26 protein-coding genes and 1 pseudogene are annotated in these 24661 nt (G+C 70.2%); 20 read left to right on the top strand and 7 right to left on the bottom strand.

Annotated elements, in window-relative coordinates; translation table 11 throughout:
• Positions 1–16 precede the first annotated feature (16 nt).
• From K3888_RS13095 to K3888_RS13115, 5 genes are read left to right on the top strand one after another with little or no spacing between them, the layout of a single operon-like run.
• Positions 17–1048, top strand: coding sequence for an iron-siderophore ABC transporter substrate-binding protein (locus K3888_RS13095; protein ID WP_230930715.1), 1032 nt, complete (start codon positions 17–19; stop codon positions 1046–1048).
• A gap of 7 nt (positions 1049–1055) precedes the next feature.
• The gene (locus K3888_RS13100; RefSeq protein ID WP_372459574.1) at positions 1056–2126 is read left to right on the top strand and encodes a FecCD family ABC transporter permease; all 1071 of its coding nucleotides are present in this window, start codon (positions 1056–1058) and stop codon (positions 2124–2126) included.
• A 14-nt stretch (positions 2127–2140) separates the two neighbouring features.
• Entirely contained in the window at positions 2141–3175 is a 1035-nt protein-coding gene (locus K3888_RS13105) for a FecCD family ABC transporter permease (RefSeq protein ID WP_230930743.1), read from the top strand.
• The gene (locus K3888_RS13110) at positions 3172–4017 is read left to right on the top strand and encodes an ABC transporter ATP-binding protein (RefSeq protein WP_230930716.1); all 846 of its coding nucleotides are present in this window, start codon (positions 3172–3174) and stop codon (positions 4015–4017) included. Before K3888_RS13105 ends, K3888_RS13110 begins: the two co-directional genes overlap by 4 nt.
• 32 nt (positions 4018–4049) lie before the next feature.
• Complete coding sequence (locus K3888_RS13115) at positions 4050–4508, top strand: nitroreductase family deazaflavin-dependent oxidoreductase (protein ID WP_230930717.1); 459 nt, start codon at positions 4050–4052, stop codon at positions 4506–4508.
• A gap of 12 nt (positions 4509–4520) precedes the next feature.
• Here K3888_RS13115 and K3888_RS13120 read toward each other — a convergent pair whose 3' ends face one another.
• The gene (locus K3888_RS13120) at positions 4521–5645 is read right to left on the bottom strand and encodes a sterol desaturase family protein (RefSeq protein ID WP_230930718.1); all 1125 of its coding nucleotides are present in this window, start codon (positions 5643–5645) and stop codon (positions 4521–4523) included.
• 435 nt (positions 5646–6080) lie between these two features.
• On the opposite strand from K3888_RS13120, the gene K3888_RS13125 reads away from it, so the two are divergent.
• From K3888_RS13125 to K3888_RS13160, 9 genes and pseudogenes are all read left to right on the top strand, one after another.
• Positions 6081–6419, top strand: a complete 339-nt coding sequence (locus K3888_RS13125; protein ID WP_230930719.1) for a hypothetical protein — start codon at positions 6081–6083, stop codon at positions 6417–6419.
• A 154-nt stretch (positions 6420–6573) separates the two neighbouring features.
• Positions 6574–7851 (top strand): DUF3500 domain-containing protein, encoded by a 1278-nt coding sequence (locus K3888_RS13130; RefSeq protein ID WP_230930720.1) that lies wholly within the window; start codon positions 6574–6576, stop codon positions 7849–7851.
• Positions 7852–7922: 71 nt separating this feature from the next.
• Positions 7923–8480: pseudogene (locus K3888_RS18015) on the top strand (AraC family transcriptional regulator ligand-binding domain-containing protein); the annotation flags it as partial.
• 207 nt (positions 8481–8687) lie between these two features.
• The gene (locus K3888_RS18020) at positions 8688–8942 is read left to right on the top strand and encodes a helix-turn-helix transcriptional regulator (protein WP_443652048.1); all 255 of its coding nucleotides are present in this window, start codon (positions 8688–8690) and stop codon (positions 8940–8942) included.
• Positions 8943–8980: 38 nt separating this feature from the next.
• Positions 8981–10138: an MBL fold metallo-hydrolase gene (locus tag K3888_RS13140; protein WP_230930722.1), complete on the top strand. Its 1158-nt coding sequence runs from the start codon at positions 8981–8983 to the stop codon at positions 10136–10138.
• Positions 10135–10986, top strand: a complete 852-nt coding sequence (locus K3888_RS13145) for an SDR family oxidoreductase (protein ID WP_230930723.1) — start codon at positions 10135–10137, stop codon at positions 10984–10986. The genes K3888_RS13140 and K3888_RS13145 overlap by 4 nt, the downstream gene beginning before the upstream one ends.
• Positions 10983–11933, top strand: a complete 951-nt coding sequence (locus K3888_RS13150) for an alpha/beta hydrolase (protein WP_230930724.1) — start codon at positions 10983–10985, stop codon at positions 11931–11933. The genes K3888_RS13145 and K3888_RS13150 overlap by 4 nt, the downstream gene beginning before the upstream one ends.
• Positions 11934–12130: 197 nt before the next feature.
• Positions 12131–12874 carry a ZIP family metal transporter gene (locus tag K3888_RS13155; protein ID WP_230930725.1) on the top strand — a complete coding sequence of 248 codons (744 nt, stop codon included), beginning with the start codon at positions 12131–12133 and terminating at the stop codon, positions 12872–12874.
• Between the two features lie 96 nt (positions 12875–12970).
• Positions 12971–13219, top strand: coding sequence for an enoyl-CoA hydratase-related protein (locus tag K3888_RS13160; protein WP_230930744.1), 249 nt, complete (start codon positions 12971–12973; stop codon positions 13217–13219).
• On the opposite strand, the gene K3888_RS13165 is transcribed toward K3888_RS13160, so the two are convergent.
• The 3 genes from K3888_RS13165 to K3888_RS13175 form a co-directional block, all read right to left on the bottom strand.
• Entirely contained in the window at positions 13207–15489 is a 2283-nt protein-coding gene (locus K3888_RS13165; RefSeq protein ID WP_230930726.1) for an alpha-glucosidase, read from the bottom strand. The genes K3888_RS13160 and K3888_RS13165 overlap by 13 nt on opposite strands.
• Before the next feature lie 85 nt (positions 15490–15574).
• Entirely contained in the window at positions 15575–15919 is a 345-nt protein-coding gene (locus K3888_RS13170; protein WP_230930727.1) for a cupin domain-containing protein, read from the bottom strand.
• Positions 15920–16021: 102 nt separating this feature from the next.
• Positions 16022–16861, bottom strand: coding sequence for an SDR family oxidoreductase (locus K3888_RS13175; RefSeq protein WP_230930728.1), 840 nt, complete (start codon positions 16859–16861; stop codon positions 16022–16024).
• A 193-nt stretch (positions 16862–17054) separates the two neighbouring features.
• Here K3888_RS13175 and phnD point away from each other — a divergent pair, with 193 nt between their 5' ends.
• From phnD to K3888_RS13205, 6 genes are read left to right on the top strand one after another with little or no spacing between them, the layout of a single operon-like run.
• A complete protein-coding gene (gene phnD / locus K3888_RS13180) occupies positions 17055–17969 on the top strand; it encodes a phosphate/phosphite/phosphonate ABC transporter substrate-binding protein (RefSeq protein WP_230930729.1) in 915 nt (304 codons plus the stop codon).
• 20 nt (positions 17970–17989) lie between these two features.
• Positions 17990–18835, top strand: coding sequence for a phosphonate ABC transporter ATP-binding protein (phnC, locus tag K3888_RS13185; protein WP_230930730.1), 846 nt, complete (start codon positions 17990–17992; stop codon positions 18833–18835).
• Complete coding sequence (gene phnE, locus K3888_RS13190) at positions 18832–19677, top strand: phosphonate ABC transporter, permease protein PhnE (RefSeq protein ID WP_230930731.1); 846 nt, start codon at positions 18832–18834, stop codon at positions 19675–19677. Before phnC ends, phnE begins: the two co-directional genes overlap by 4 nt.
• Positions 19677–20513 (top strand): tyrosine-protein phosphatase, encoded by an 837-nt coding sequence (locus K3888_RS13195; protein ID WP_230930732.1) that lies wholly within the window; start codon positions 19677–19679, stop codon positions 20511–20513. Before phnE ends, K3888_RS13195 begins: the two co-directional genes overlap by 1 nt.
• Before the next feature lie 2 nt (positions 20514–20515).
• Positions 20516–21124, top strand: coding sequence for a TetR/AcrR family transcriptional regulator (locus K3888_RS13200; RefSeq protein WP_230930733.1), 609 nt, complete (start codon positions 20516–20518; stop codon positions 21122–21124).
• Positions 21125–21173: 49 nt separating this feature from the next.
• Positions 21174–21548 (top strand): DUF1622 domain-containing protein, encoded by a 375-nt coding sequence (locus tag K3888_RS13205; RefSeq protein WP_230930734.1) that lies wholly within the window; start codon positions 21174–21176, stop codon positions 21546–21548.
• A gap of 49 nt (positions 21549–21597) precedes the next feature.
• Here K3888_RS13205 and K3888_RS13210 read toward each other — a convergent pair whose 3' ends face one another.
• From K3888_RS13210 to K3888_RS13220, 3 genes are all read right to left on the bottom strand, one after another.
• Entirely contained in the window at positions 21598–22830 is a 1233-nt protein-coding gene (locus K3888_RS13210; protein ID WP_230930735.1) for an amidohydrolase family protein, read from the bottom strand.
• Between the two features lie 87 nt (positions 22831–22917).
• On the bottom strand, positions 22918–23058 hold the full coding sequence (locus K3888_RS13215) for a hypothetical protein (protein ID WP_230930736.1): 141 nt from the start codon (positions 23056–23058) through the stop codon (positions 22918–22920).
• Positions 23059–23143: 85 nt separating this feature from the next.
• Entirely contained in the window at positions 23144–24523 is a 1380-nt protein-coding gene (locus K3888_RS13220; protein WP_230930737.1) for a family 1 glycosylhydrolase, read from the bottom strand.
• Positions 24524–24661: the final 138 nt, after the last annotated feature.

Below are 24661 nucleotides of genomic sequence, written 5' to 3' on the forward strand. Positions count from 1 at the left end.
GTGAGAGAGCCGCCCTATGCGTTCTCGTCGTCTTGTCCCGTTCCTGATCTCCGCCACGGCGGCCCTGGCGTTGTCCGCATGTGGCGCCTCCGACGCCGACCAGTCCGACAGCGCGTCCGCGGCCGGGTCGTCGGAGAACTACCCCGTGGTGATCGAGCACGCGCTCGGAACCACCACGATTGAGGAGCAGCCGGAGCGTGTGGCCACGGTCGCGTGGGCCAACCACGAGGTGCCGTTGGCGCTGGGCGTCGTCCCCGTCGGGATGGCCGCCGCCAACTTCGGTGACGACGACGGCAACGGCATGCTCCCGTGGGTCGAGGAGAAGCTCGACGAGATGGGCGCGGAGCCGCCGGTGCTGTTCGACGAGACCGACGGGATCGACTTCGAGGCGGTCGCCGACACCGACCCGGATGTCATCCTCGCCGCCTACTCGGGCCTGACGCAGGAGGACTACGACACCCTCAGCGAGATCGCGCCGGTCGTGGCCTACCCCGAGGACCCGTGGGCCACCTCGTGGCGGGACGTGATCCGGTTCAACGCCCAGGGACTCGGGCTCGAGGCCGAGGGTGATGCCCTCGTGACCGATCTCGAGACCGAGATCTCCGAGGCCGCCCAGCAGTACCCGGACCTGGCCGGCACCAAGACCATGTTCCTCACGCACGTGGATCCGACCGACCTGAGCACGGTGAACTTCTACACCGCCAACGACACCCGCGCCGCGTTCTTCTCCGACCTCGGCCTGGATACGCCCGCCGCGGTGGCCGAGGCATCCGAGGCCGGAGGCTTCTCCGGCAGCATCAGCGCCGAGCAGCTGGACCGGTTCGACGACGTCGAGCTGATCGTCACCTACGGCGACCAGGAGCTCGTCGAGACCCTCCGCGCCGATCCGCTGCTGTCGCAGATGCCGGCGGTCAAGAACGACGCGATCGTGTTCCTCGACGGCAACGGCCCGATGGGCACCGCCGCCAACCCCACGCCGCTGGCGATCTCGTGGGTGCTCGACGACTACGTCGCGCAGCTCGCGGAGGCCGCCGGCACCGGTAAGTGACCGACCGGTGACCGTCACCCGGCCGGCGCCCGCAGCAGGCAGCATCACGCCGCCGTCCGCTGCGGGCGTCGCCGCCGTCCGCCGCCCGGCCCGCGTGCGCCTGTGTTGGCTCCTCGTCGTGATCGCGGTCCTCGTCGTCGTCGTCATCCTCTCGGTCACCATCGGGTCGCGCGCGGTGACGTGGGACGAGATCAGCGCCGCGCTCGGCGGCTCCACCGACGGCCTGGGCGCCGCGGCCGTGACCAAGCGCCTGTCCCGCACCGCGTTGGCCCTGCTCGTCGGCGCGGCGCTCGGCCTGGCCGGGGCGGTGATGCAGGGCGTCACCCGGAACCCGCTCGCCGACCCGGGCATCCTCGGCGTGACCATGGGCGCCTCCCTCGCGGTGGTGACCGGCATCGCGTGGTTCGGGCTGTGGACCTACTCCGGCTACATCTGGACCGCGATCGCCGGCGCCGCGATCGCGGCTGTGTTCGTCTACATCGTCGGTTCGCTGGGGCGCGGCGGAGCCACCCCGCTCAAGCTGGTCCTCGCCGGGGCCGCGACGTCGGCGGCGGCGTCGTCGTTCATCAGCGCCGTCGTGCTTCCGCGCGGGGACATCGCCGGCGGCGTCCGCTCGTGGCAGATCGGCGGCGTCGGCGGCGCCAGCTCCGAGGCGATCGAGCAGGTCCTGCCGTTCCTCGTGGTGGGCACGGCGATCTGTCTCCTCGCCGCGCGGCCGCTCAACTCGCTGGCCCTGGGCGACGATCTCGCCGCCGGACTCGGCGAACGCGTCCTGCTCGCGCGCGCGCTGGCCGCCCTGGGCGCGGTGCTGCTGTGCGGCGCCGCGACCGCCGTGGCCGGCCCGATCGCCTTCGTCGGACTCATCGTCCCCCACGTCTGCCGCCTGCTCGTCGGCGTGGACCACCGCTGGCTGCTGCCGTTCTCCGCGCTCACCGGCGCGGTGCTCGTCACCGCCTCGGACGTCCTCGGGCGCGTGATCGCCCGGCCCGCCGAGATCGACGTCGGCATCATCACTGCACTCGTCGGGGCGCCCGTGCTCATCGCGATCGTGCGCCGTCAGAAGGTCAGGGAGCTGTGACCACGCTGACGCCCATGCGCCCGTCGGGCGTCGAGATCGTGGCCGGCGGCCGTCGCAGTCGAGGGCGCCGCCGGCGGATCGTCCTGTGCGCGATGGTGCTCGTCGCCGTGGTCCTGTTCGCCACGACGTTGATGGTCGGCAAGACGTTCTACTCCCCCGCCGAGGTGCTCGGTGTGATCCTCGGGCAGGACGTGGCCGGCGCGTCGTTCACCGTCGGGCGCCTGCGCCTGCCGCGGGCCGTGCTCGCGGTGCTGGCCGGGATCTGCTTCGGCATCGGCGGCGTGACCTTCCAGACCATGCTGCGCAATCCGCTCGCCTCGCCCGACATCATCGGGATCAGCTCGGGCGCCAGCGCGGCGGCGGCATTCGCGATCGTCATCCTGGGGCTCGGCGGTGCGCAGGTGTCGGTGTTCGCGATCGTCGTCGGCATCGCGGTGGCACTCCTCATCTACGTCCTGGCGTACCGGGGCGGTGTGGTGGGGACCCGGCTCGTGCTCATCGGTATCGGGATCGCGGCGACGCTGGACGCCGTCACCAACTACATCCTCAAGTCCGCGCCGCAGTGGGAGTTGCAGGAGGCAATGCGCTGGATCACCGGCAGCCTCAACGGCGCCTCGTGGGACAGCGTCGTCCTGGTGCTCGCGGCGTGCCTGGTGTGCGTGCCGATCCTGCTTCTCAAGGCGCGCGACCTGTCGATGCTCGGCCTGGGCGACGACACCGCCTCTGCGCTCGGCGTCCGGACCGAACGCACGCGGATCCTGCTCATCGTGGCCGCCGTGGGGCTGATCGCGTTCGCCACCGCCGCCACCGGCCCGATCGCCTTTGTGGCGTTCCTGTCCGGCCCCATCGCCGCCCGCATCGTGGGCCCGCACGGCTCGCCGCTGATCCCGGCCGCGCTGGTGGGGGTCGTGCTGGTGCTGGGCGCCGACCTCGTGGGGCAGTTCGCCTTCGACACCCGGTTCCCCGTCGGCGTGGTCACCGGCGCGCTCGGCGCCCCGTACCTCGTCTACCTCATCGCCCGCACCAACCGCACCGGAGGCTCACTGTGACCGCCGACCACACGCTGCACGCCGAAGAGCTCACCCTCGGCTACCGCGAGCGCACCGTCATCCACGATCTGGATCTCGAGGTGCCGGCCGGCCGCCTCACCGCGATCGTCGGCGCGAACGCGTGCGGCAAGTCCACGCTGTTGCGGTCGATGTCGCGGCTGCTCACGCCGAGCGCGGGGCAGGTGCTGCTCGACGGCAAGAGGGTGCACCGGATGCCCGCCAAGGAACTCGCCCGCACGCTCGGGCTGCTCCCCCAGTCGCCCCTCGCGCCGGAGGGGATCACGGTGTCCGACCTGGTGGGACGCGGCCGCAACCCGCACCAGGGGATGTTGTCGCGGTGGAGTAGAGACGACGACGAGGCCGTCGCCGCCGCTCTGGAGGCCACCGGATCGCTCGAGCTGGCGGACCGGGCGGTCGATGAGCTCTCCGGCGGGCAGCGCCAGCGCGTGTGGATCGCGATGGCCCTGGCCCAGCAGACCGACCTGCTGCTACTCGACGAGCCGACGACCTTTCTCGACGTGGCGCATCAGGTGGAGGTGCTCGACCTGCTGGTGGACCTCAACCGCGACCGTGGGACGACCATCGTGATGGTCCTGCACGACCTCAACCTGGCCGCCCGCTACGCCGACCACCTGGTCGCGATCGCCGACGGCCGCGTGCACAGCGCCGGTCCGCCCGACGAGGTGCTCACCGCCGAGACGGTCCGCGCGGTGTTCGGGCTCGAGTGCGAGGTGATCCCGGACCCCACGTCCGGCCGGCCGCTCATGCTGCCGCTGGGGCGGCACGGGACACTCGACGAGTTCGCCGCCGGGTCACGAACGGCGACCTGCCCGGTCACCTGACGGCCGTCGGTGACCTATGCCACACTCCGACCATGGAGCGATTGTCGAGCGCGATCATGGCAACCTTTCTCCGGAACAGGCGAGCCGCCCGCTCCCCGATCCTGTTGTATCGGTACGGGCTGGGGTGGCTACTCGGTTCACGGCTGATGCTGCTCGAGCACACCGGCCGCAGATCCGGCCTGCCCAGACAGGTCTGCATAGAGGTCGCCGAGCGGCCGGCACGCGATGTCCTGGTGGCCGCGAGCGGTTTTGGCCGATCCGCCCAGTGGTACCGGAACCTGGAGGTCGATCCGAGGTGCCGAGTCAGCTCCGGCACCATCCGCCGCCGCCCCGCCACGGCCAGACTGCTCTCGACAGCCGACTCCGAGGCAGCGCTCGCTCGCTACAAAACACTGCATCCGACGTCATGGAGACTTCTGCGCCAGGTACTGGTGGACGACTTCGGCCAGGATGCGGACTCCATCCCGATGGTCGAGTTCCATCTCCACTGACGCGCGCAGGGCTCAGTCCCTCGGAGCACCCGCCCAGCCGGGTCCGCGAACGAGGTAGCTGGCGCGGTCCCGCCAGGTGCGCGACCGGAACACGTCGCGGGCTATCGCGCCCCACTCGTGCGTGGCGATCCTCAGCGGGTTGAACGTGTCGATGTTGGTGGTCAGCCCGTAGACGACCCGCTCCCCTTCGGGCTCGTACGTGCCGAAGAGGCGGTCCCACACGATGAGGATGCTGCCGTGATTGCGATCGAGGTAGCGGCGGTTGCTGCCGTGGTGCACGCGGTGAGCCGCCGGCGAGTTGAACACCTTCTCCAGCGGCCCGATCGACCGCACGGCCTCGGTGTGGATCCAGAACTGGTAGATGAGGTTGACCGCCCGCGCGTCCTGCACGATCGCCGGCCGCACCCCCAACAGCGACAGCAGCCCGTACGGCACGGACACGGTCAGCGCCTCGGCCACCGGCTGGCGCAGCGCGGTCGACAGGTTGTAGCGCTCACTCGAGTGGTGCACGACGTGCATGGCCCACAGCCACCGGCTCTCGTGCGACAGCCGGTGGTTGCAGTAGTAGATGAGGTCCCATCCGAGAATCGCGGCGGCGTAGGCCAGCGGCCCCGACCCCAGGTCGAGGGGGCTGCGGGCGAACAGCTTCTTGGCGGCGGTCTGCGCGCTCCACAACGTGGACGCGGTGACGACGGTCGAGGCCACCGCCGCGACCGCGGAAGCGCCGGTGATCCGGCGTAGTGCGGGCGGAAGCGCCGCGGCGGGCTCACCGACCGAGGCCGGGGCCGGGGCCGAGCCGGACGACGACTCCGTCACCGACCCCGCCTCCAGCAGCCCGGTGCTGCGGTTTCGGCGGATCACGTCGCCGGCAGTGGTCGCGGCGGCGGCGGCCACGGTCAGGCCCATGAGGGCTTTGGCGTACCGGCCGGTTCGCGGGGTGAGCGGCGCCAGGACCTTGTCGGTGATGTACGGGGCGAACAGGCTCCCGATTCCCATCGACAGGCTGGCCAGGGTGTCGGCGAGTTCGTAGTCGCCGGCACGCGCGTCCTCGGCGGGGTGGCGCTTCTGCCACGCGTATTCGGCGACCATCGACCCGACGAACCCGGGGATCGCCAGCACTGTCAGATCCAGCTTCATGGCCACAGGATAAGCGACGCGTGACGGCGGTCACGGCTCGGCGGCGGGAGCCGGCACGGGCCGCGTCCCGACCACTTCCGAGTTTTACCCGTCTCCCTGCCGTAGGGCGGGTCTATCATCATCGCTACCACTCCAGATAAGCTGCGCCTCATTAGCCCGCCGTCTCTGGAGATCTCCCTCGACAGCTCTCGACTAAGGCGCGCCATGCTCTCTCGGATGACCGCTGCGGCAGCGGCATTGGCATTTCCGCTTCTCATCCTATCGGCATGTTCCTCCGGAGACCCGGAGCCCGTGGAGGTCACGGTCACCTCGACGGTCCAGCCGTCCACAACGACACCGTCGAGTTCGGTCACGCCTAGTTCCACCACCTCAAGCGCCGACCCCACACCGAGCCAGGAGCCGGCGGCGGCTCCAGCCTCGGCTGCATGCGGCGCGGTGGGATACACGGCGGCCCCGGGCCACGAGAGCCCGCATTGCCTCGGCAAGCAGATCGCGTCGTGCGGGACGGCGAACCACCAGACCGGAACCACCTTCTTCACGGACGGCACCAGCGGCTGGACGCAGACGTGCCAGGACCAGATGCAGGCCGCCTACGTTCCGCCTGCTCCGGACCCGGTTCCGGCATTCGACCAGGACGCCTACAACGAGCAGTTCGCCGAGGAGTACTGGCGCACGCACCCCAAGCCGACGTTCGATCCGGATTCCGCTGACGGTTACGGCCCCGACCAGGAACTGCCGCCGGCCTGCCTGCGGCTGGAGGGCGTCGACTGCTGACGGCTCCGGAACCCGCCCCGACAGCCCGGGCGGCACGCGTTAGCCAGCCGGGATCGGACGCCATCCTGTCAACCCGCCAGCCTGAAAGGCACTCACAGCCAACCCGAAGGTGACATCCAGTCACCCCGCAGGCGCCGTTCATAGTGTCGCGTCCATGGAGCACACCACCACATCGACCAGAGCCCGCCGGCCACGCCGCCGGGGCGCCCTCCGCCTCGCCTCGCTCGCGCTGATCGGCGGGCTCACACTCACCGCGTGCGCCCCGGGAGGCCCCGGCGATGCCGCGTTGGCGGCGACGGCACAGGCCTCCACTGAGCAGACGTATGTATCGGGGGCAGGCGTCTCGTCGTCGTCTTCCGTGGACGCGACCACCACGACCGAGACGATCTCCGCCACCCGGACCGCCGCGGAGGCGTTCATGGCCACGCTGTCCGACGAGCAGGTCGAGACGCTGACCTACGACTACGACGACGAGACCAAGTCCACCTCCTGGTCCAATTTCCCCGTGACCTTTGTCGAGCGCGCCGGGTTGAACCTGGCAGACCTGACCGACGAGCAGAGGTCCGCCGCCCTCGGCGTGCTCGAGGGCCTGCTGAACGACGAGGCGTACCAGACGGTCGTGGGCATCATGAACGGCGACCAGTATCTGCTGGACCACAGCACCAGCTCCGAGGATTCGCTGGGCCAGTACTACATCGCGGTCTTCGGTGACCCGTCCGGCACCGAGGCCTGGGCGGTCCAGTTCGGTGGCCATCACCTGGGGATCAACGCCGACCTGAACAGCGCCGAGAACTCCATCACCTTCGCGCCGACGCACCTGGGCGTGCAGCCCGCCGTGTACACGGACGCCAGCGGGCAGGAGATCCAGCCGTTCGACGCGATCTACTCCTCGGCGTTCGCGTTCTTCGACAGCCTGACCGACGAGCAGCGCGAGGCGCTCTACCAGGGCGAACAGGTCGAGTCGATGGTGTGCGCACCCGGCGGCACCTGCGACTTCCCCACCGGCACCGGTCTACTCGGGGCAGAACTCACGGACGAGCAGAAGAGCCTGCTGCTGGAGGTCATCGCGAACTGGGCCGGCATGGCGGACGAGGAGACCACCGCGGCGACGCTCACCGACATCGAAGCCACCCTCGACACCACGTACATCAACTGGTCGGGCGCCACCGAATACGACATGTCCACCGGCGACGGGATCTACTTCCAGATCTCCGGCCCGGACGTCTACATCGAGTTCGCCGCCCAACAGGGCTCGGCCGGGGCAGATGTCGAGGGCGTGACGACATCGGGCTGGGGCCACGTCCACACCATCTACCGCGACCCGACCGACGACTACGCCGGCAGCGTGACCCAGCAGCAGTCCTCCGGCCCCGGCGGCGGTGGCGTGCCGGGGGCCAGGGGTGCCGGGCGCGTTCCGCCGGAGGCACCGTAATCCGCAGCGCGAGGGGCCGCCGCGTTACCCAGGAGCCGTAGCGTAGGTGCCGTGACCACCCGGGAGCCGTCGTGCAGCCGCTGATCCGCGCGGCCAGCCTGCGCGGGTTCGGCGCACTTGTCACCGAACTCGGCGGCGACCCCGCCCGCCTGCTCGAGAGATTCGACATCGCGGCGGACGTCCTCGAGCACGACGACGGGCTACTGTCGATCACAGCGCACGACCGGATGCTCGACGCCGCCGCGGCCGAGCTGCACTGCCCGGACCTGGGCCTGCGGCTGGCCGAGCGGCAGGACCTGACGATCCTCGGTCCGGTGGCCCGCGCGGTGAGCACGTCGGCCACCGCGACCGAGGCGCTCGACGCGGCCGCCCGCTTCCTGTTCGTCCACAGCCCGGTCCTGACCATCGGCGTGGACGACGACCCTTGGGGTCGGCGCGGGGTCGTTGCCCTCACGTACCGCAAGGAGATCTCCGAGTCGCCGTACTCGCCGCAGGCCGTCGAACTCGGCCTGGGCGTGTTCTACCGGGTCGCCGTGCAACTGCTCGGTCGGTCCACCGGGTTGCGGTCGGTCGAGATCCCGCACGGGCCGCTGTTCCAGGTGAACCGATACCTCGATTTCTTCTCCGCGGACGTGAAGTTCGACCGGCCGGTGGCCGCCCTGTGCGTGGACGCCCGCGTGCTGGACTCGGCCTTCGAGACCGCGGACGAGGAGATCCGCCGGGCTGCGGTCGACCACCTCAGCGGCGCCTATTCGGACCCCGCGGACTCGATCGCGAGCCAGATCCGCCGGATTGTGAGCGAGAGCCTTCCCGGCTCCATTCCTTCACTTTCGGAGGTGTCGAGGACGCTTCATCTCCATCCGCGGACTCTTCAGCGGCGCCTCGTCGTCGTCGGCACTTCTTTCGGACAGATCGTCGACGATCTGCGCCGCGACCGCGCGCACCGGTACATCACCACCACCGACCTGTCCTTCACACAGATCGCCGACCTGGTGGGCTTCGCCGAACAGGCCACGCTCAGCCACGCGGTGCGGCGGTGGTTCGGCGTCTCCCCCAGGCGGCTCCGCCACCAGGCCAGGTTGTCGCGCTGACACAAGTTTTCTGTCGGCGGCCGTCCGATCCTAGAACGATGACCACGCAGCAGCACACCCCGCAGGCGGGCACCGCGACGAGGCTCGAGGAGATCGGCGCCCGCTCCATCCCCGAGTTCGACGGGGTCCACGACATCTGGCCCCGCGGCGAGCGTCTTCGCGCGATCCGCGCCGCCGCGACCGAGTACAAGCAGCGCTTCGCCGCGCAGGGGCAGGTGCGCGCCGTGAAGTCCGTCGACGTGGCCGGTGCGCCGTACCCGGTCAACTACGCGTTCGACAACGCCGTGTCGGTGCCCAGCCTGCCGCTCATCACGATGATCAACCGCATGGTCGTGGTGCAGTACGACGATTTCAACGGCCGCCCCCGCACGCTGGTGTTCGAGCCGACCGTCCCCGCCGGCTCGGCCGAGGCGCCGTTCTACAACAACCTGCAGAAGATGGTCGACAAGATCCCCGGCGGCCAGCTCGCCAGCAAGGTGATCCTCAAGTACTTCAACGAGCCGGACGTGGCGTTGGCCAAGGTGGGCCTGACGCCTGCGGATGTGGACTTCTGCACGTTCGACCACCTGCACGTGCAGGACCCGCGGATGATCCTCGGCTCCACCGAGACGATCCGCGGCGACTCCGCCCCGCGCGAACCGCTGTTCGGCGACGCGAGGATGCTCGTGCACCGCCGCGAGCTGGCGACCCTGCAGGACCTGCACCCGATGCAGTGGGCCTGGTACGTCGAGGACGGTCTCGGCGGCGTGGACATGGACAAGTTCGCGCTGTTCGACGGCGACATCGAGCTCGGCCCCGGCATCGCCCTGCTGTGGACGCCCGGCCACACCGACGGCAACCACTCGCTGGTCATCAACACCCCGGACGGCGTGTGGGTGTCCTCGGAGAACGGCATCTCGCTGGACAACTGGCAGCCGGAGCTGTCGAAGATCCCGGGCGTGCGCCGCTACCACGAGCAATACGGCCGCGAGATCTGCCCCAACGCCAACACCCTCGAGGACGCGCTGGACCAGTACGACTCCATGATCAAGGAGAAGACCATGGCGGATACCTGCCCGGCAGATCCGCGCTGGCTACAGATCCTGCCGTCGACCGAGCTGGCGCCGTGGAAGCGGTTCTGGCCCGTGGTGCCGACGTACTGCCACGGCGGGATCTCGTACGGCCGCATCGAGTCGGGCCTGAAGGACGAGAAGTGACGACGACGACAACACCGCCCGGCGCCCTCGTCACGGGCGCTGGTCGCGGGCTGGGCCGGGCGATCGCCGAACTGCTGGCCGATCACGGATACCTGGTCATGGTCACCGATCTCAGTGGCGAGGCCGCCTCCGCCGCGGCTGCCGAGATCGGGCGTGGGGCGCTCTGGGCCGAGGTCGATGTGCGCGAACACGCGCAGGTCGAGCGGGCGCGCGACGAGCTGATCGCCGCGGCCGGGTCGCTGAAGGTCTGGGTGAACAACGCCGGCGTGCTGGTCACGGGGCCGGCGTGGGAGCAGTCGGAGGAGCTGCGCAAGCTGCACCTGGACGTCAACGCGCTGGGCACGATCAACGGCACGGTCGCGGCGATCGACGCGATGCGGGAGGGTGCCGGCTCGGGCCCCGGCGGCCACATCATCAACATCGCCTCGCTCGCCGGTATCTCGGCTGTTCCCGGCGAGGCCGTGTACGCGGCGTCCAAGCACGCGGTGATGGGATTCTCCAGCAGTACCGTGGCCGATCTGCGGCTGGCCGGGGTGAAGGACATCGACATCTCGTGCGTGTGCCCGGACGGAATCTGGACTCCGATGCTCTACGACAAGCTCGAGGATCCGCAGGCGGCGCTGTCCTTCTCGGGTGTCCTGCTCCAGCCCGAGGACGTGGTGCGGGCGGTCGGCAAGGTGCTCGACAAGCCGCGGCCAGTCACGGCGATCCCGCATTGGCGCGGGGCGATCGCCCGACTGGGCGCGGCGTTCCCGCGACTCGGTTCGTCGGCGCTGCCGCTGCTCGCCGCGCAGGGCCGGCGGGTGCAGAAGAAGCTGCTGCGCACAAACGGGCCCGCCCGGCGATGACCCTGACGACCCGAGACGCCGTCACCACCCACCGCTACCCCAGCCCGACGGCGCGGTTCCTCTACTGGGGATCCCGCGCAACGCTGCGGCACGTGTACCGGGCATGGCCGTTGACCGAGTCCGGCATCCGCGGCCTGGGAGCCGTCGAGCGGGGGTTCGCCCGGCTGCCCCAGGCTCCGGGTGTCGCGGTGGAGTCGGACTTGCTCGGCGGGGTTCCGGTGGTCACCACGACGCCGCAATCGGGTGCTGCCGGCTCCGACGTGTCGGTGCTCTACCTCCACGGCGGGGCGTTCGTGTTCTGCGGCCCGGGCACGCACGCCCGGCTGTGCTCGAGTCTCGCCGTCCACCTCGACGCCCCGGTCCACGCGGTGCGGTACCGCAAGCTGCCCGAGGTGGACCTGGCTGCGCTGATCGACGAGGTCTACGCCGCCTACCGCTGCCTCGCCGAGCAACTGCCCGACGATCATCGGATCGTGGTGGCCGGTGATTCGGCCGGCGGGTTCCTCGCCGCCAAGATCTGCGAACTGGCAGCGCTCGACGGCGTGCGGGCGCCTGCCGCGATGGTGGGGTATTCGCCGTTGTTCGATCTCGATCGCGAGGTCCGCGACGGCTCGTGGCTCACCCGCGATGCCTACCAGCCGGCGAGGACCGTGCAGCGCGCCCAGGCCCTGTGGTCGCGCGGGCCGGCCGGCATCCGGGGCGAGCGGTCCATGCTCGCCGTGGACCCGGAGGCCTTCCCGCCCACGTTCATCACGCTGGCTGCGGGCGAGCTCGTCGAGGAGGGCGCGCTCGCGCTGACCGAACGCATCCACGCTGCCGGGCGCACGGTCGAGACGCACCGCTGGCACACGGCCGTCCACGCCTTCCCCGTGCTCGACGGGCTGGCACCGGAGAGCCGGAGGGCGCGCGAACTGACGGTGGAGTTCCTCCGGAAGGTGCTGGCGTAGACCGCGACCTCCTTGACGTCATCACGGCCTGAGAGTCTCTCCGAAACCAGCTCGCCGAGTGGTCTCACCGACTCACGTTCGCCCAGCACACGCGCTGCGGAAACCCGGATCTCCGACCGATCGTCACGGGGATTCGGTCGCGCGGGCCTACGCTCGACCGGCGGGAGGCGGTACGCCTTCGGGAAGGAGTAGGCGAGATGCCCGAATGGCTGGCGGCCGGCGGTGCCGGACTCCTCGCCGGCGGCGCACTCCTCCTCGGGAGCGCGATCGCCTGGCTCGTGGCAGTGCCCGCGCGCGTGGTCGCCGTGGTGATGGCCTTCGGCTCGGGCGTGCTGATCTCCGCGTTGGCGTTCGAGCTCGTGGAGGAGGCGATGGACCAGGGCGGCCTGGCCGCCACGGCGCTGGGATTCCTCGTGGGCGCGCTGATCTACGTGGGACTGAATCTGTTGCTGGCCCGCCGCGGCGCGCGACACCGTAAGCGCTCGGGCGGGCAACAGCCGTCGGATTCGGACAGTGGCGCGGCGATCGCCATCGGCGCCCTGATCGACGGCATCCCCGAGTCGATGGTCCTCGGCCTGAGCTTCCTCACCGGCGGTGGCCTCAGCGTGCCGATGCTCGCCGCGGTCTTCATCTCCAACGTCCCCGAAGGGCTGTCCAGCACGGCAGGAATGAAGAGGGCCGGGCGCCGGCCCGGCTACGTGTTCGGCGTGTGGGGCGGTATCGCGGTCGCCTCGGGACTGGCTGCTCTGGCCGGCTTTCTGCTCCTGGACGGCGCGCCCGCCAGCGTGCTGGCCTTCGTCAACGCGCTGGCCGCGGGGGCGATCCTCGCGATGATCACCGACACGATGATCCCCGAGGCGTTCGAGAACGCCGCCGTTTACTCGGGACTCATCGCCACGCTGGGCTTCCTCGCCGCGTTCAGCCTGCACTCACTCGGGTGACTCTCCCCTGCCCGCGCACGGTCGGTCCCGGTCGTCGCCAAGCTGCTGCAGTACACGGCGCGGCCGGTCGATGCCGCCGAGGCGCTGCGCATCGGCCTGGTCGAGGCGGTGTCCGAGGACGACGATCCGCTGGGGCTGGCACTGGAAGTCGCCGGGCAGATCGCCGTGAACTCTCCTCGCGCGATCCGCAGCGTCAAGCAGTGCGTCGACCGCGGGCTCGACCTGGACCTACCCGCCGGTCTCGAGCTCGAACGCGAGCTGTGGATCGACCTCATCCCCGACGGTGATCTCACCGAGGGCGCGGCCGCCTTCTTCGACAAGCGGGATCCCGTCTACCCCGACTGACCGCCGGGCCCGCGCACCGCTGCGCCGACCTCGCCCACGAGCTGGTCGGCCAAGGGGTGCGCGGTGTCGATGAACGCCGCCGGACTGCCGATGGGTCCCGCCACCGTGATCGCCGAGTCACCCTGGTAGACCTGCCCGGTGATCAGGTGCCGCCAGGTGCCCGGCGGCAGAGACACCGTGACCTCGGTCTGGCCGGGCGCCATCACCGGCGCCACGAGCAGGGAGCCGCCCAGCATGAACTGGTCATCCGCTCCTGCAGCGGCGGTGCCGGGGTGGGTGAGCCACATGTGCCGGATCGCGGGGACCCCGGTGCGGGCGGCCTCGTCGAGGACCTCGGCCCGATACGGCGCAAGCGCCGCGAAGATCCGGCTGTTTCGGGCGAACACGTCGATCTCCTCGGGGTCGTAGACCTGACGGTTGACCGCCGGCCGGTTGCCCTCGTGGCTGCGGAACATCGGGCCGAAAGCAGCGTACTCCCCCCAGCGGGCGAGCAGCTCCTCATCGCGGACGTAGTCGGTCAGCTGCAGGTTCACCGAGGTGTAGCCGCCGATGTCGGAGTGCACGACCGGCCAGCCCGACACCCCGGCCGCGAACGTCCCGGCGAGCGCCGAGGCGAGACCGTCCTCTTCCGACCAGCCGACCATCTGGTCGCCGTTCCAGAACGCCGGGCTCTGCGAGTCCATCCCCGAGGTGCCGGCGCGGAACCAGGTCACGCAGTCGGGGCGTCCCGCCTTCTCGCAGCCCTCACGCACGACCTCCGACCACAGGCGGGGCCAGGCGTTGTGCATCAGCGTGGCGTCACCGTCGTGAAGGACCGCATCCATCGGCAGCGCCTCCCCGAAGTCCGCCATGAATCCATCGACCCCATCGGCCAGCACCTCTTCGGCGATCACCGTGGACATCCAGTCCCGGCCCGCCGGGTTGGTGAAGTCCACGAGCGCCGCCGAGTACCCGCCCTGGTCGACCATGTAGGGGCTGCCGTCGGGCGCGCGCACCAGCAGCCCGGCGTCCCGTGCCTCCGCCCACAGGTTGCGGATCCCGGGGTCGTCCTTGGGAGCGGCGTCGACGAGCCACGGGTTGACGTAGGTGGTGGTCCGGATGCCGCGATCATGTAGCTCACCGACGAGCTGCTCCCACCCCGGGTACCGCTGCTCGTCCAACTGCCACGTCCACCACAGGCGATCGCCGAAGTCCGTGGTGCGCTGCCCCGTCCAGTCCTGGAGCCATACGCCCGCCACCTCGGTACCGGCGGCCTCCAGCCTGTCCACGGTCTCCCGCACCGTGTCCGTGCCGCCCTGGATGCCGACGATCGCGCCCTGCTGGGTCCAGTCGGCCAGCCGCGGCCGCTCCACCGCGCCCTGCTGCGTGGCGATCAGGTGCGCCGGGGTGTCGCCGCGGGTGAGCTCGAGCCGCATCGACGGGGCCCACACCTCGAGGCCGACCCGGTCGGGGTTGCGGGTGTCGCCCACCGCGAAGGCGTGCGCGGCCTCGTCGTCCGGGTCCACCCGAACGCCCTGCAGGTCGCCGGTGACATACGACGGCCACGCCGCGTAGGTCATCGAGGTGGTCCCGCCGGCCCCACCGTTGGTGACGTCGGCCAACAGCGTCAGTGGCTGTTCGCCGCGGCCGACGCCCTGTTCGCGGGCGACCACGGGGACGAGCCGGCCGTCGAGGTTGAAATCGTCGAACTGTTCGCCGAAGCCGTGCACGCCTGCGCCGACAGACCGGCCGCCGGTCCACTGCAGGACCGGGTCGTCGCCCCCTGCCGAGGTGGCGCCGGTGTCGACGTCGGCCGCTACCCCGCCGTCAGCGCGCTCGGTGAAGCTCACCGTGAACGGGACCGCACCGTCCGCGGAGACGAGGTCGCCGGTGAGAGTGACGGATCCCGGGGCGGCCTCCACGCCGGTCAGTTGCTGGGCCGTCCACTGCTGAGAGTGGTTCACGTCGGCCCAGAAGTACCCGCGGTGCTCCTCCCAGGAGACGTGCCCGGTCCCGGCGGACAGAAAGGCTGCGCCCGGGGCGTTCGACCACACGGTCTGCTCGCCCTCGACCACCCGCACCGCCCCGTCCTCGACGACCACGGAGTGCGCGCCCAGCGGGTGCACGCCGACCGCGCCCGGGTCGACGGTGAGCCCACTGGGAGACATCACCTCGAGGTGATCGGTGGGCACGCCCAGGAGATCGACGCTGGCCGCTCCCCCCACCGCGAGAGATCCGGTCACTGCGGTGCCGACGGCGCTCAGCGCCCACCTACGAATTGTGTCGCCCATCACACCGGGCACTCTAGCGGCCGATCACGCCTATGAGAAACTATCCATCATTCGTCCAGCGCACAGCTTCCCCTGCGCCGGACGATCAGGCGCGCGAGTCCTGGCCCGGCTGGCTGGTGACCGTGGTCAGCAGGAACACGCTGTCGGCCAGCGCCAGCACCGAGTGCCGCTCGTGGGTGAGGATCCAGAGTTCGCCCTCGCCGAACTCGCCCTGGGATTCGTTGTCCAGGTCCACTCGGACCCGCCCCTGGAGGACCTGCAGGCTCGCGGCCGGCGGGGAGTTGTGCTCGGCCAGCCGGACCCCGTCGCGCAGGGCGATGACCGACTGACGCAGGGGTCCGTCGTGGGCGACGAGTTCGGCGCTGCGTCCGTGCTCCTCGGCGCGTGCGGTGGCCAGGTGGGACTCGGCCAGTTCCTTGAGATTCGCCATGATCGACCTTTCCGAAGCCGGACAGAAGGGGCGCCGTCCGCTCGGCCGCGGAGGGCGTGTCCTCAACGTACCTACGCCGGACGGCCCTGGCTTCCGAAGCGATCAGTCCTCGTCCGCCACGACCCCGCGCAGGCCGTCGGCCCCGAACAGCGGCTCGAGCATCGAGGAGAAATCGGGGCCGCGGCGTAGCATCTGACCGCCGTCGACGTTGATCACCTGCCCGGTGATCCACGTCGAGCCGTCGCCGAGAAGGAACGCGGCGGCCTCCGCGATGTCCTCGACCCGGCCGATCCGCGGGAGCGGGGTGTTGACGCGGTAGTCCTCGGCGATCGCCGGGTCGGACAGGATCGGCGCCACCAGATCGGTCTCGATCAGCCCCGGGCGGATGCCGTTGACGCGCACCCCGCTCGCGCCCAACTCGTCGGCGGCGAGCCCGACCAGGTGGTCGACGGCCGACTTGGTCACCCCGTAGGCGCCGAACCACCGGTGGGTGTTGCTCGCGGCGATCGAGGAGATCGCGACGAACGAGCCGCCGCCGCGGGCGACCAGCGCTCGCGCCGAATGCTTGAGGGTGAACATCATGCCGTTGACGTTGAGGTCGACGGTCCGCTTCCAGGCCTCGGTGTCCATCTGGGTGAGCGGGCCGATCGTCTCGCTGCCGCCGGCGCAGGCCACCACGCCGTCGAGCGCGCCCCCGTGTTCGACCGCCGCCGCGACCGCCGCGGCCACCCGGTCCTCGTCCGTGACGTCGGCGGCGTGCGCACGGACGGCGTCGGCGCGGCCGGAGTTCTCCGCGATCCGCTGCGCGGTCTCCGCCAGCCGCTCGGCACCCCGGCCGACGATCGTGACCTCCGCGCCGCGGCGCACCAGTTCCTCTGCCACCCCGGCGCCGATGCCGCTTCCCCCGCCGGTGACCAGGACGGACTTCCCCTCAAAGCTCATGCCCGCAGCGTAGAACGCGTTCCAGTTCAGTGGGGGCGGTTCGACACCGCAAGCGGTTATTGCGAGACCGCGGATTCCGTTACCTCCCATTCACTGAAGCTTCCATTGCCGTACCGCCGGTCTCGTAATGCCCGGCAACCTTGCCCGCCTTGAATGGCTGTCGTTCCCGCCCCTGTCACGAAAAGGCCATCCCATGAAGTCACGTCTGCTCCCCGCACTCGGCGGCGCCGTCGTCGTCGGCACCCTCGCCCTCACCGGCTGTTCCTCGTCCGCCGACGCGGCGCTGGACGACCGCACCATCCGCTTCGCGACCCTGCCCGTCAGCGACGACCCCAACGCCGAGACCCCGGTCGAGGAGATCGCCGCCCTACTGGCCGAGGAGACCGGCTACGAGGTGGAGATCACCGACGTCCCCAACTACTCGGCCGTGATCGAGGCCATCCGATCCGGGCACGAGGACATCGGGATCATGAGCGCCTTCCCCACCGCCATGGGCGTCAACACCGGCGAGGTGGATCCGCTCGTGGCCTGGCCGGGTGACGACTCCCCCGTCGCACGGTGCGTCGTGCTGGCCGACTCGCCAATCCGCACCCTCGAGGACATCACCCCGGAGGACACCGTCGCGTTTGCCGACCCGGCCTCCAGCTCCGGCTACTTCATGCCGGTCTACATGCTCGACCGGGCCGGACTCACCCAGGACGAGGACTACGAGGTCCTGTTCTCCGGTGGACACGACCGCAGCCAGCTCGCCCTGAAGAGCGGCCAGGTGGACGTGACCTGCACCGCCGCGATGTTCACCGACATGGCCGGACAGGGCAGCCCCTACTTCCCGTTCGAGGAGGGCGAGACCCGCGTGATCGGCGAGAGCCCCGCCATGCCGGTCTCGCTGGCCGTGCTGGGCAACCAGAAGATGAGCGAGGACAAGCGCGCCGCGCTGCTCGAGGCGCTGCCGGTGGTGTTCTCCGCCGCGAACGCCGACGCGCTCGGCACCTACGGCGAGGCGCTACCGGAGGGTGTCGAGCCGATGATCGAGCCCGGTCCGGAGACCTTCCAGACCCTGGTCGACATCGCGGCCGTGGCCGGCGTGGACATCTCGGACCTCGAGTGATCGGGACAGGATCCGCCGCCATGACCTCCCCCAACCCCGTCCTCACCAGACCCGCCACCATCCCGACGACCTCCGCCTCCTCCGCCGCGCACACGCCCCTCGGCCCGCCGCGGGTACGCGTGCGCGAGCTGTCCGTGCGCTACACCCCCGACGCCCCGTTGGTTCTCGACCGGGTCGACCTCGAGCTGCACCCCGGCGAGACCGTTGCTCTGCTCGGCTCCTCCGGGTCGGGAAAGTCGACGCTGATGAAGTCGCTGACAGGCTTCGCGCCGATCACCTCCGGAACCGTGACGATCGACGGCGCCGACGTCGCCGACCTCACCGGCCGCGGGCTCCGGCAGCTGCGCTCCAACGTCGGTCAGGTGTTCCAGCAGTTCAACCTCATCGGCCGACTGTCGGTGCTGACCAACGTCCTGCTCGGATCCCTGCACCACGCGGGCCCGCTCAACCGGTTCGGCACCTTCCGGGCCGCCGACCGGCAGCGTGCCTACGAACTCCTCGAGCGGGTCGGGATCGCCGACAAGGCCCTGGTCGAGGCGCGGCAGCTGTCGGGCGGCCAGCAGCAGCGGGTCGCGATCGCGCGCGCCCTCATGCAGAAGCCCCGGTGCATCCTCGCCGACGAGCCGGTCGCCTCGCTCGATCCGCGCACCAGCCACACCGTCCTGCACCTGTTGCAGTCGATCGCCCGGGACGAGCAGGTCCCGGTCCTGGTCAGTCTCCACGTGCTGCCGCTGGCGCTCGAGCACTCCGACCGGGTCATCGGGCTCCGCGGAGGCCGGGTCCTCATCCAGGGCCGGACCGCCGACCTGGACGCCGAGGCCCTGTCCGCGGTCTACGACCACGATCACGAGGAGGAGCAGGCATGAGTCGGCCCCAGACGTTGACCGCCAAGCCCGGCGGCACCCGCGCACCCGAGGACACCGCCGAGGTCGAACGCCAGCTACAGGCGTTCCGAATCCCCCGGGCCCGGTTCACGGCCGGCGTCGTCGTCGCCGTGATCATCTTCCTCTGGTCGGCCGACGGCGCGCAGTTCAACTTCCTCCAGCTCGGCGACGGCGCGGCCAACATGGGTGAGTACCTCGCCCGGCTGTTCCCGCCGGACTTCTCCCAGTTCCCGCTGATCGTGGAACTGCTGGTCGAGACACTGCAGATGGCGATCGTCGGCACCGTCCTCGGATCGTTCCTCTCCCTGTTCATCGCGTTCGGTGCCGCCAGCAACATCGCGCCCCGGTGGCTGTACTACCCGTGCCGCTGGACGATGAACATCATCCGCTCGGTGCCCGACCTCGTGCTGGCGCTGATGTTCGTCTCCGCCGTGGGCCTGGGGCCGTTCGCCGGCATCCTCGCCATGACGCTGGGCTCGCTCGGGTCGATCGGCAAGATCTTCGCCGAGGCCATGGAGTCGGTCGACCGCGGGCCCGTCATCGCGATGGAGGCCGTGGGGGCGTCCAAGCGGCAGATCATCCAGTACGCGGTTCTCCCCCAGGCCATGCCTCTGCTCACCAGCTACACCCTGCTCATGTTCGAGGGCAACGTCCGCGGCGCCACCATCCTCGGACTGGTGGGCGCCGGCGGCATCGGACTCGAGCTCACCACCGCCATGAACCGCTACGAATACGGCCATCTCAGCGCCATGGTCCTGTGCATCATCGTGCTTGTCACGGTGATCGACCAGGCCAGCGCTCTCATCCGGAAGAGGATCCAGTAATGACCGCCACCGCACCCGTCACCGCAGCGACCGCAACCACGCCGGAGGACTCTCCCGCACCCGCCGCTCCGGTTGCCACTACCCTGCCGCTGTCCCCGCCCGCCAACCTGCGCGATCTGGGTGGGATCGCCATCTCCGGCTGGACCACCCGGGCGGACTTCGCCTGGCGCGCCGACGACCTGTCCGTGATCGACGACGCCTCCGCGACCCGCCTGATGTCCGCAGGCCTGAGCACCGTCATCGACCTGCGCTCGATCGCCGAGACCGAGATCACCGGCCGCGGCCTGCTCGGCGCGTACCCCGTCGCCTACCACCACGTGCCGTTCATGGCCTCGATCAGTTCGGCCGTGGACCACGTCGCCGACCCCTCGGAGATGTGGGACCAGTCCCGCTTCGCGCAGATGTACATCTCGCTGTTCGAGAACGCGGCGCCGCAGATCGTCACGGCGTTGGCCGTGATCGCCCATGCGCCCGGCGCCGCGGTGTTCCACTGCGCGGCCGGCCAGGACCGCACCGGTGTGTTGGCCGCGGCGCTGCTGCTGGCGGTGGGGGCGGACAACGACGCCATCGTGACCGACTACGCCGAGACCGGCCGCAACATCGCCGCGGTCTCGGTCCGGGTGCGGCCGGTGATCGAGCCCATGATGGCCAGACTGGGCCTGCAGATGGACGTCGCAGCCAGGGCCGCCGTACGGACCGAGTACTCCCGAGCGCCCATGCTCGGACTCCTCGAGCACCTGCGCACCACCTACACCGATCCGCTGCAGCCGCTGTACGACGCCGGCCTGACCACGGGCCTCGTCGACCAGCTGCGCCGGCGGGCGCTCGGGGCGTGACCATGACTGCCACTCAGGCGGCCGGGCGGCGTTCCGGGCCGGGCCGCCCCCCGGAGCCCGGACACGACGAGAAGATCATCCAGGCCACGCTGCGACTGATCGACCAGGGCAAGCCCGTCACCGTCAACGCGGTGGTGACGGGCAGCGGGGTCTCCCGCGCCGCCGTCTACCGGCGGTGGTCCTCGCTGACCGACCTGGTCTCGGATGCGCTCGACCACGGCCGCGCCATCCCCGAGGTGGATATCAGCGGAGACCTCAGGCAGGCGGTGCTCGAGATGCTCTTCGAGCGCCAGGAAGAAGCGCGCGGGGTGACCTACCCACAGCGCCGGTTCCGCAAACGGCTCGAACTCGTGATGTCCGATCAGGAACTGCAGTGGGCGTACTGGGCTTCCCACGTCAGTCGCCGCCGGCGCGGGATGATCGAGGCCCTGCGCGCCGGGGTCGACCGCGGCGAGTTCCGGGCGGACCTCGACGTCGAGGCGGCCCTGGACGCCCTGCTGGGGGTCATCTACTACCAACTCGTGGTCCGCGGCGCGAGCCTCTCCGACCGCGAGACCGAACTGCGCTGCCGGCACGCCCTTGACACGATCTGGCGGGGTATGCAGGCCTGACGCCGCTGATTCGACCCGGTGAGGGCGGGACCGTGGTACTTCAGGAGCCATGGACTTCCAGGAATCAATCGAGATGGTCGGGCAGGTGATCGACGCGGCGGGTGTCGCGGCGATCGTGATCGGCACGGTCGCCGCCACCGTGCTTGCCGGGTGGCGGCTGCTGCATCGCGAGCCCGGTGTGTACCGCCAGTTCCGGCGTTTCCTCGGCCGGTCCATCCTGCTCGGCCTGGAACTGTTGGTGGCCGCGGACATCATCAAGACCGTGGCCGTCATGCCGACACTCAACGACATCGCGGTGCTGGCCGCGATCGTCGCGATCCGAACTTTCCTCAGCTGGTCGCTCGAACTGGAGATCTCCGGCCGGTGGCCGTGGCAGAAGGAGAAGGACGAGGCAAACGAGCAGGAGAACGCCACGAGCCGGTGATCGCGCGGGGCGGTCACCGGCTCGTGGCGTCGGTTTGGGGTGGTGCGGGTCAGAGGGCGTAGGCGCCGCGGTTGCTGGCGGTGCGGCCCTCCTTGAGGACCAGGAGGATGTTGTTGTGGTCGGCCAGGGAGTCGATGTCGGCGAGGGGATCGCCCTTGACGACGACGACGTCGGCCAGCTTGCCCGCCTCCAAGGTGCCGAGCTTGTCGCCCAGGTCGCACAGTTCCGCTGACGTGCGGGTGCCCGCGACGATGGCGTCCATCGGGGACATGCCGCCGAACTTGACCAGGGCGCCCAGCTCACCGAGGGTGGCGCCGTGATCGGGGACCAGACCGGCATCGGTACCGACAGCGACCTTGATGCCCGCCTCCACCGAGGCCTGCAGGGACTCGTGCGCGAGCGCGTGCCACTTCTCGCTCTTGGCCTTGGCCTGCGGGGTGGCGGTGTCGGGCTTGAGGGTCTCGATCAGCGTGGGCACGAGGAACTGGCCGCGCTCGACCATCTCCTGCCGGAGGTCGTCGTTGAGTGCGTAGCCGTGCTCGACACTGTGCACGCCGCCCTGGACCGCGGCCTGGATGCCGGCGAACCCGATCGCGTGGGCGGCGACCTTGCGGCCCCCGTAGTTGTGGGCCTCCTCCACCAGCGCGGAGACGATGTCGACACGGGCGCCCAGCCAGTCCGGGTCGTCCGAGGGGGAGGTGACGCCGCCGGAGGAGGCGACCTTGACCACGTCGATGCCATCGCGCAGCAGCCCGCGCACGTGGCGGCGGGCCTCGTCGACCGAGTCGACCAGCAGGCCACCGACCAGGCCGGATCCGTCGATGCCCGAGGGGATGTGGAAGTCGGCGTGCCCGCCGGTCTGGCTGAACATCTTGTCGGCCACCAGCAGACGCGGACCCTCGACCAGGCCGTTGGCGACGGCCTCACGTACGCCCACGTCGATGCCCATGAGGTCACGCACGGTGGTGACACCGGACTCGATGGTGACCTTCAACCGATCGATCAGCTCGAAGTAGCGGTAGGACGGCGGGACCATGGCCGCCATGATCGGCGAGCCCTTGGTGCCGGGAAGGGAGAGGTGGACGTGGCAGTCGAAGAAGCCGGGGGTCACGGTGTTGCCGCCGACGTCGATCTTGGTGGCCGAGTCATCGGACTGCGGCGCGCCGTCCGCCGTGCCGGCGTAGGTGATCTTTCCGTCGTCGATCACCACGACAGCGTCGGCAACCGGGTCGGCGCCGGTGCCGTCGATGAGGCGGGCGTTGTGCAGGATAGTGGTCGTCATAAAGGCCAACTTACGTCCTCACCGGCCCCTCCGATGCCGCATCGACGAAGTGGCCCCGCGCAGGGGCTGCCGGAGCGACGGCCGGTGTCAGGACGCGATCCCGAACCGGCTGGCCAGGAACGGGATCCAGCCCATGCACTCCGGGGTCAGCGCCATGCAGGTCATCTCGTCCGGGCCGGGGCCGAACAGGAATCGCATCGGGTTCTCGAGTGAACCTTCGGGGAACATCAACCTCACTCCTTACGGTGAACGTGTTGTCCTACAAGGCTTATCGTCGTCACCGCGGGTGTGTGTTACGCCACTGCGGGGATCGTCAGCCCGCGAGCGTGGCCCGCGGGCCGTCTACCAGGACCGGGTTCAGGCAGGAGTCGGGGATTTTGGAGAGCGAGCACCAGCCGCCCGGGAGGACGGGACGGTAGTCGGGACCGACTCCCCCGCCGGCGATGATCTCGCGGTAGGCGTCCACGCCCGAGGTGGGCGTGCGGTCGAGTGCGGGGTCGGTGAGCACGTCCACCTGGTAGAGCCCGAAGCGCGGCGAGTAGCTGCCCCACTCGTAGTTGTCCACGAGCGACCACTGGTTGTAGCCGATCACCGGGTAGCCGTCGGCCACGGCCCGCTGCAGCCAGAACGCGGTGTCTCGCAGGAAGTCGCCGCGGTCCACGCCGTCGGCCCGGGCGCCGTTGTCGGTGGGGAACCCGTTCTCCACGATGTAGATCGGCTTGCCGGGGTACGACTGCGCGTAGTGCTTGATGGCCTCGTAGATCACCTCGGGTTGCGGTCGCACGGCGGCGAAGTCGTCCCAGGCCGCGTTGATCGTCGTGAGGTTGTTCAGGGCGACGCCGTAGTAGTAGTCGATACCCACGTAGTCCACGACGTCGGCCACGCGGTCGCCGATGAGCGTGTCGGTGAAGTCGGTCGCCAGCGGCAGGTACGCCTCGTTCATGGTCACCATCGCGTCCGGGTCGGCGCGGTGGGCGGCCGCGTAGCCCAGCCGGTGCGCGGCCTCGATCTGGTCGAGGAACCGAGAAAAGTCCTGGAAGCCGACCCGGCCGATCGTCATCTCGTGCTTGAAAAACACGAGAGGCTCATTGAGCGTCACCCACATGGTCCCGTCGCCGGCCCACCGCTCGGTGATGAGCTCCGAGAACCGCCCGAAGGCCTCCGCAGCGTCGCCGGAGAGCATGCCGCCCCGGTCGGCCAGCCAGCCGGGATAGGTGAAGTGGACCATGGTGATCATCGGGACCATGCCGTGGCCGCGGATGGAGTCGATGATCCGGTCGTAGTGGGCGAGCGCCTCGTCGTCGTACTCCCCCGGTGCCGGTTCGATCCGCGCCCACTCCACACTCAACCGGAACGTGTTGACGCCCATCGCGGCGGCGCGCGCGATGTCCTCGGGGTACCGGTGCCAGAAGTCCACCGCGTCACCCACCGGATCCACATCGCCCCCGGGCGAGGTGGCGTCGACGTAGCGCTTCCAGTTGGAGTCGGGGTTCGAGCCCTCGACCTGGAAGCCGGAGGTGGCCACGCCCCAGTGGAAGCCCTCCGCCACGGGCGCGCCCGCGCCCGCGCCCGAAGCGTCGGCGCCCGCGCGTGGCACCTGCGGCAGCACGGCGACGAGGACCACCGCGGCGAGCACCGCCGTGATCCTGGTGATGATCGACCGGCCCCCGACTGCTCTGCTCCCCCGACTCATGCGCGCACTGTACGCAGATACGCAGGCCATTCACGCGAAAAGTAGGTACTTAGCGGCGGAACCCTGAGCGGCAGGATGGTTGTGAACCGGGATCAGGGAGTTGATGTCAATGAGCGTGACGGTCGAACCTCGACGGTT

Origin of the sequence: Dietzia aurantiaca (assembly GCF_021033825.1) — a bacterium.
GTDB lineage: Bacteria > Actinomycetota > Actinomycetes > Mycobacteriales > Mycobacteriaceae > Dietzia > Dietzia aurantiaca.

Bases quoted from the DNA above. Each gene is read 5' to 3' on its own strand.
- K3888_RS13130 (WP_230930720.1), top strand. From the start codon at position 6,574: ATGGAGCACACCACCACATCGACCAGAGCCCGCCGGCCACGCCGCCGG.
- K3888_RS13105 (WP_230930743.1), top strand. From the start codon at position 2,141: ATGCGCCCGTCGGGCGTCGAGATCGTGGCCGGCGGCCGTCGCAGTCGA.
- K3888_RS13200 (WP_230930733.1), top strand. From the start codon at position 20,516: ATGACTGCCACTCAGGCGGCCGGGCGGCGTTCCGGGCCGGGCCGCCCC.
- K3888_RS13155 (WP_230930725.1), top strand. From the start codon at position 12,131: ATGCCCGAATGGCTGGCGGCCGGCGGTGCCGGACTCCTCGCCGGCGGC.
- K3888_RS13115 (WP_230930717.1), top strand. From the start codon at position 4,050: ATGGAGCGATTGTCGAGCGCGATCATGGCAACCTTTCTCCGGAACAGG.
- K3888_RS13120 (WP_230930718.1), bottom strand. From the start codon at position 5,645: ATGAAGCTGGATCTGACAGTGCTGGCGATCCCCGGGTTCGTCGGGTCG.
- phnC (WP_230930730.1), top strand. From the start codon at position 17,990: ATGACCTCCCCCAACCCCGTCCTCACCAGACCCGCCACCATCCCGACG.
- phnD (WP_230930729.1), top strand. From the start codon at position 17,055: ATGAAGTCACGTCTGCTCCCCGCACTCGGCGGCGCCGTCGTCGTCGGC.
- K3888_RS13195 (WP_230930732.1), top strand. From the start codon at position 19,677: ATGACCGCCACCGCACCCGTCACCGCAGCGACCGCAACCACGCCGGAG.
- K3888_RS13165 (WP_230930726.1), bottom strand. From the start codon at position 15,489: ATGGGCGACACAATTCGTAGGTGGGCGCTGAGCGCCGTCGGCACCGCA.
- K3888_RS13205 (WP_230930734.1), top strand. From the start codon at position 21,174: ATGGACTTCCAGGAATCAATCGAGATGGTCGGGCAGGTGATCGACGCG.
- K3888_RS13170 (WP_230930727.1), bottom strand. From the start codon at position 15,919: ATGGCGAATCTCAAGGAACTGGCCGAGTCCCACCTGGCCACCGCACGC.
- K3888_RS13150 (WP_230930724.1), top strand. From the start codon at position 10,983: ATGACCCTGACGACCCGAGACGCCGTCACCACCCACCGCTACCCCAGC.
- K3888_RS13215 (WP_230930736.1), bottom strand. From the start codon at position 23,058: ATGTTCCCCGAAGGTTCACTCGAGAACCCGATGCGATTCCTGTTCGGC.
- K3888_RS13175 (WP_230930728.1), bottom strand. From the start codon at position 16,861: ATGAGCTTTGAGGGGAAGTCCGTCCTGGTCACCGGCGGGGGAAGCGGC.
- K3888_RS13140 (WP_230930722.1), top strand. From the start codon at position 8,981: ATGACCACGCAGCAGCACACCCCGCAGGCGGGCACCGCGACGAGGCTC.
- K3888_RS13095 (WP_230930715.1), top strand. From the start codon at position 17: ATGCGTTCTCGTCGTCTTGTCCCGTTCCTGATCTCCGCCACGGCGGCC.
- K3888_RS13210 (WP_230930735.1), bottom strand. From the start codon at position 22,830: ATGACGACCACTATCCTGCACAACGCCCGCCTCATCGACGGCACCGGC.
- K3888_RS13220 (WP_230930737.1), bottom strand. From the start codon at position 24,523: ATGAGTCGGGGGAGCAGAGCAGTCGGGGGCCGGTCGATCATCACCAGG.
- phnE (WP_230930731.1), top strand. From the start codon at position 18,832: ATGAGTCGGCCCCAGACGTTGACCGCCAAGCCCGGCGGCACCCGCGCA.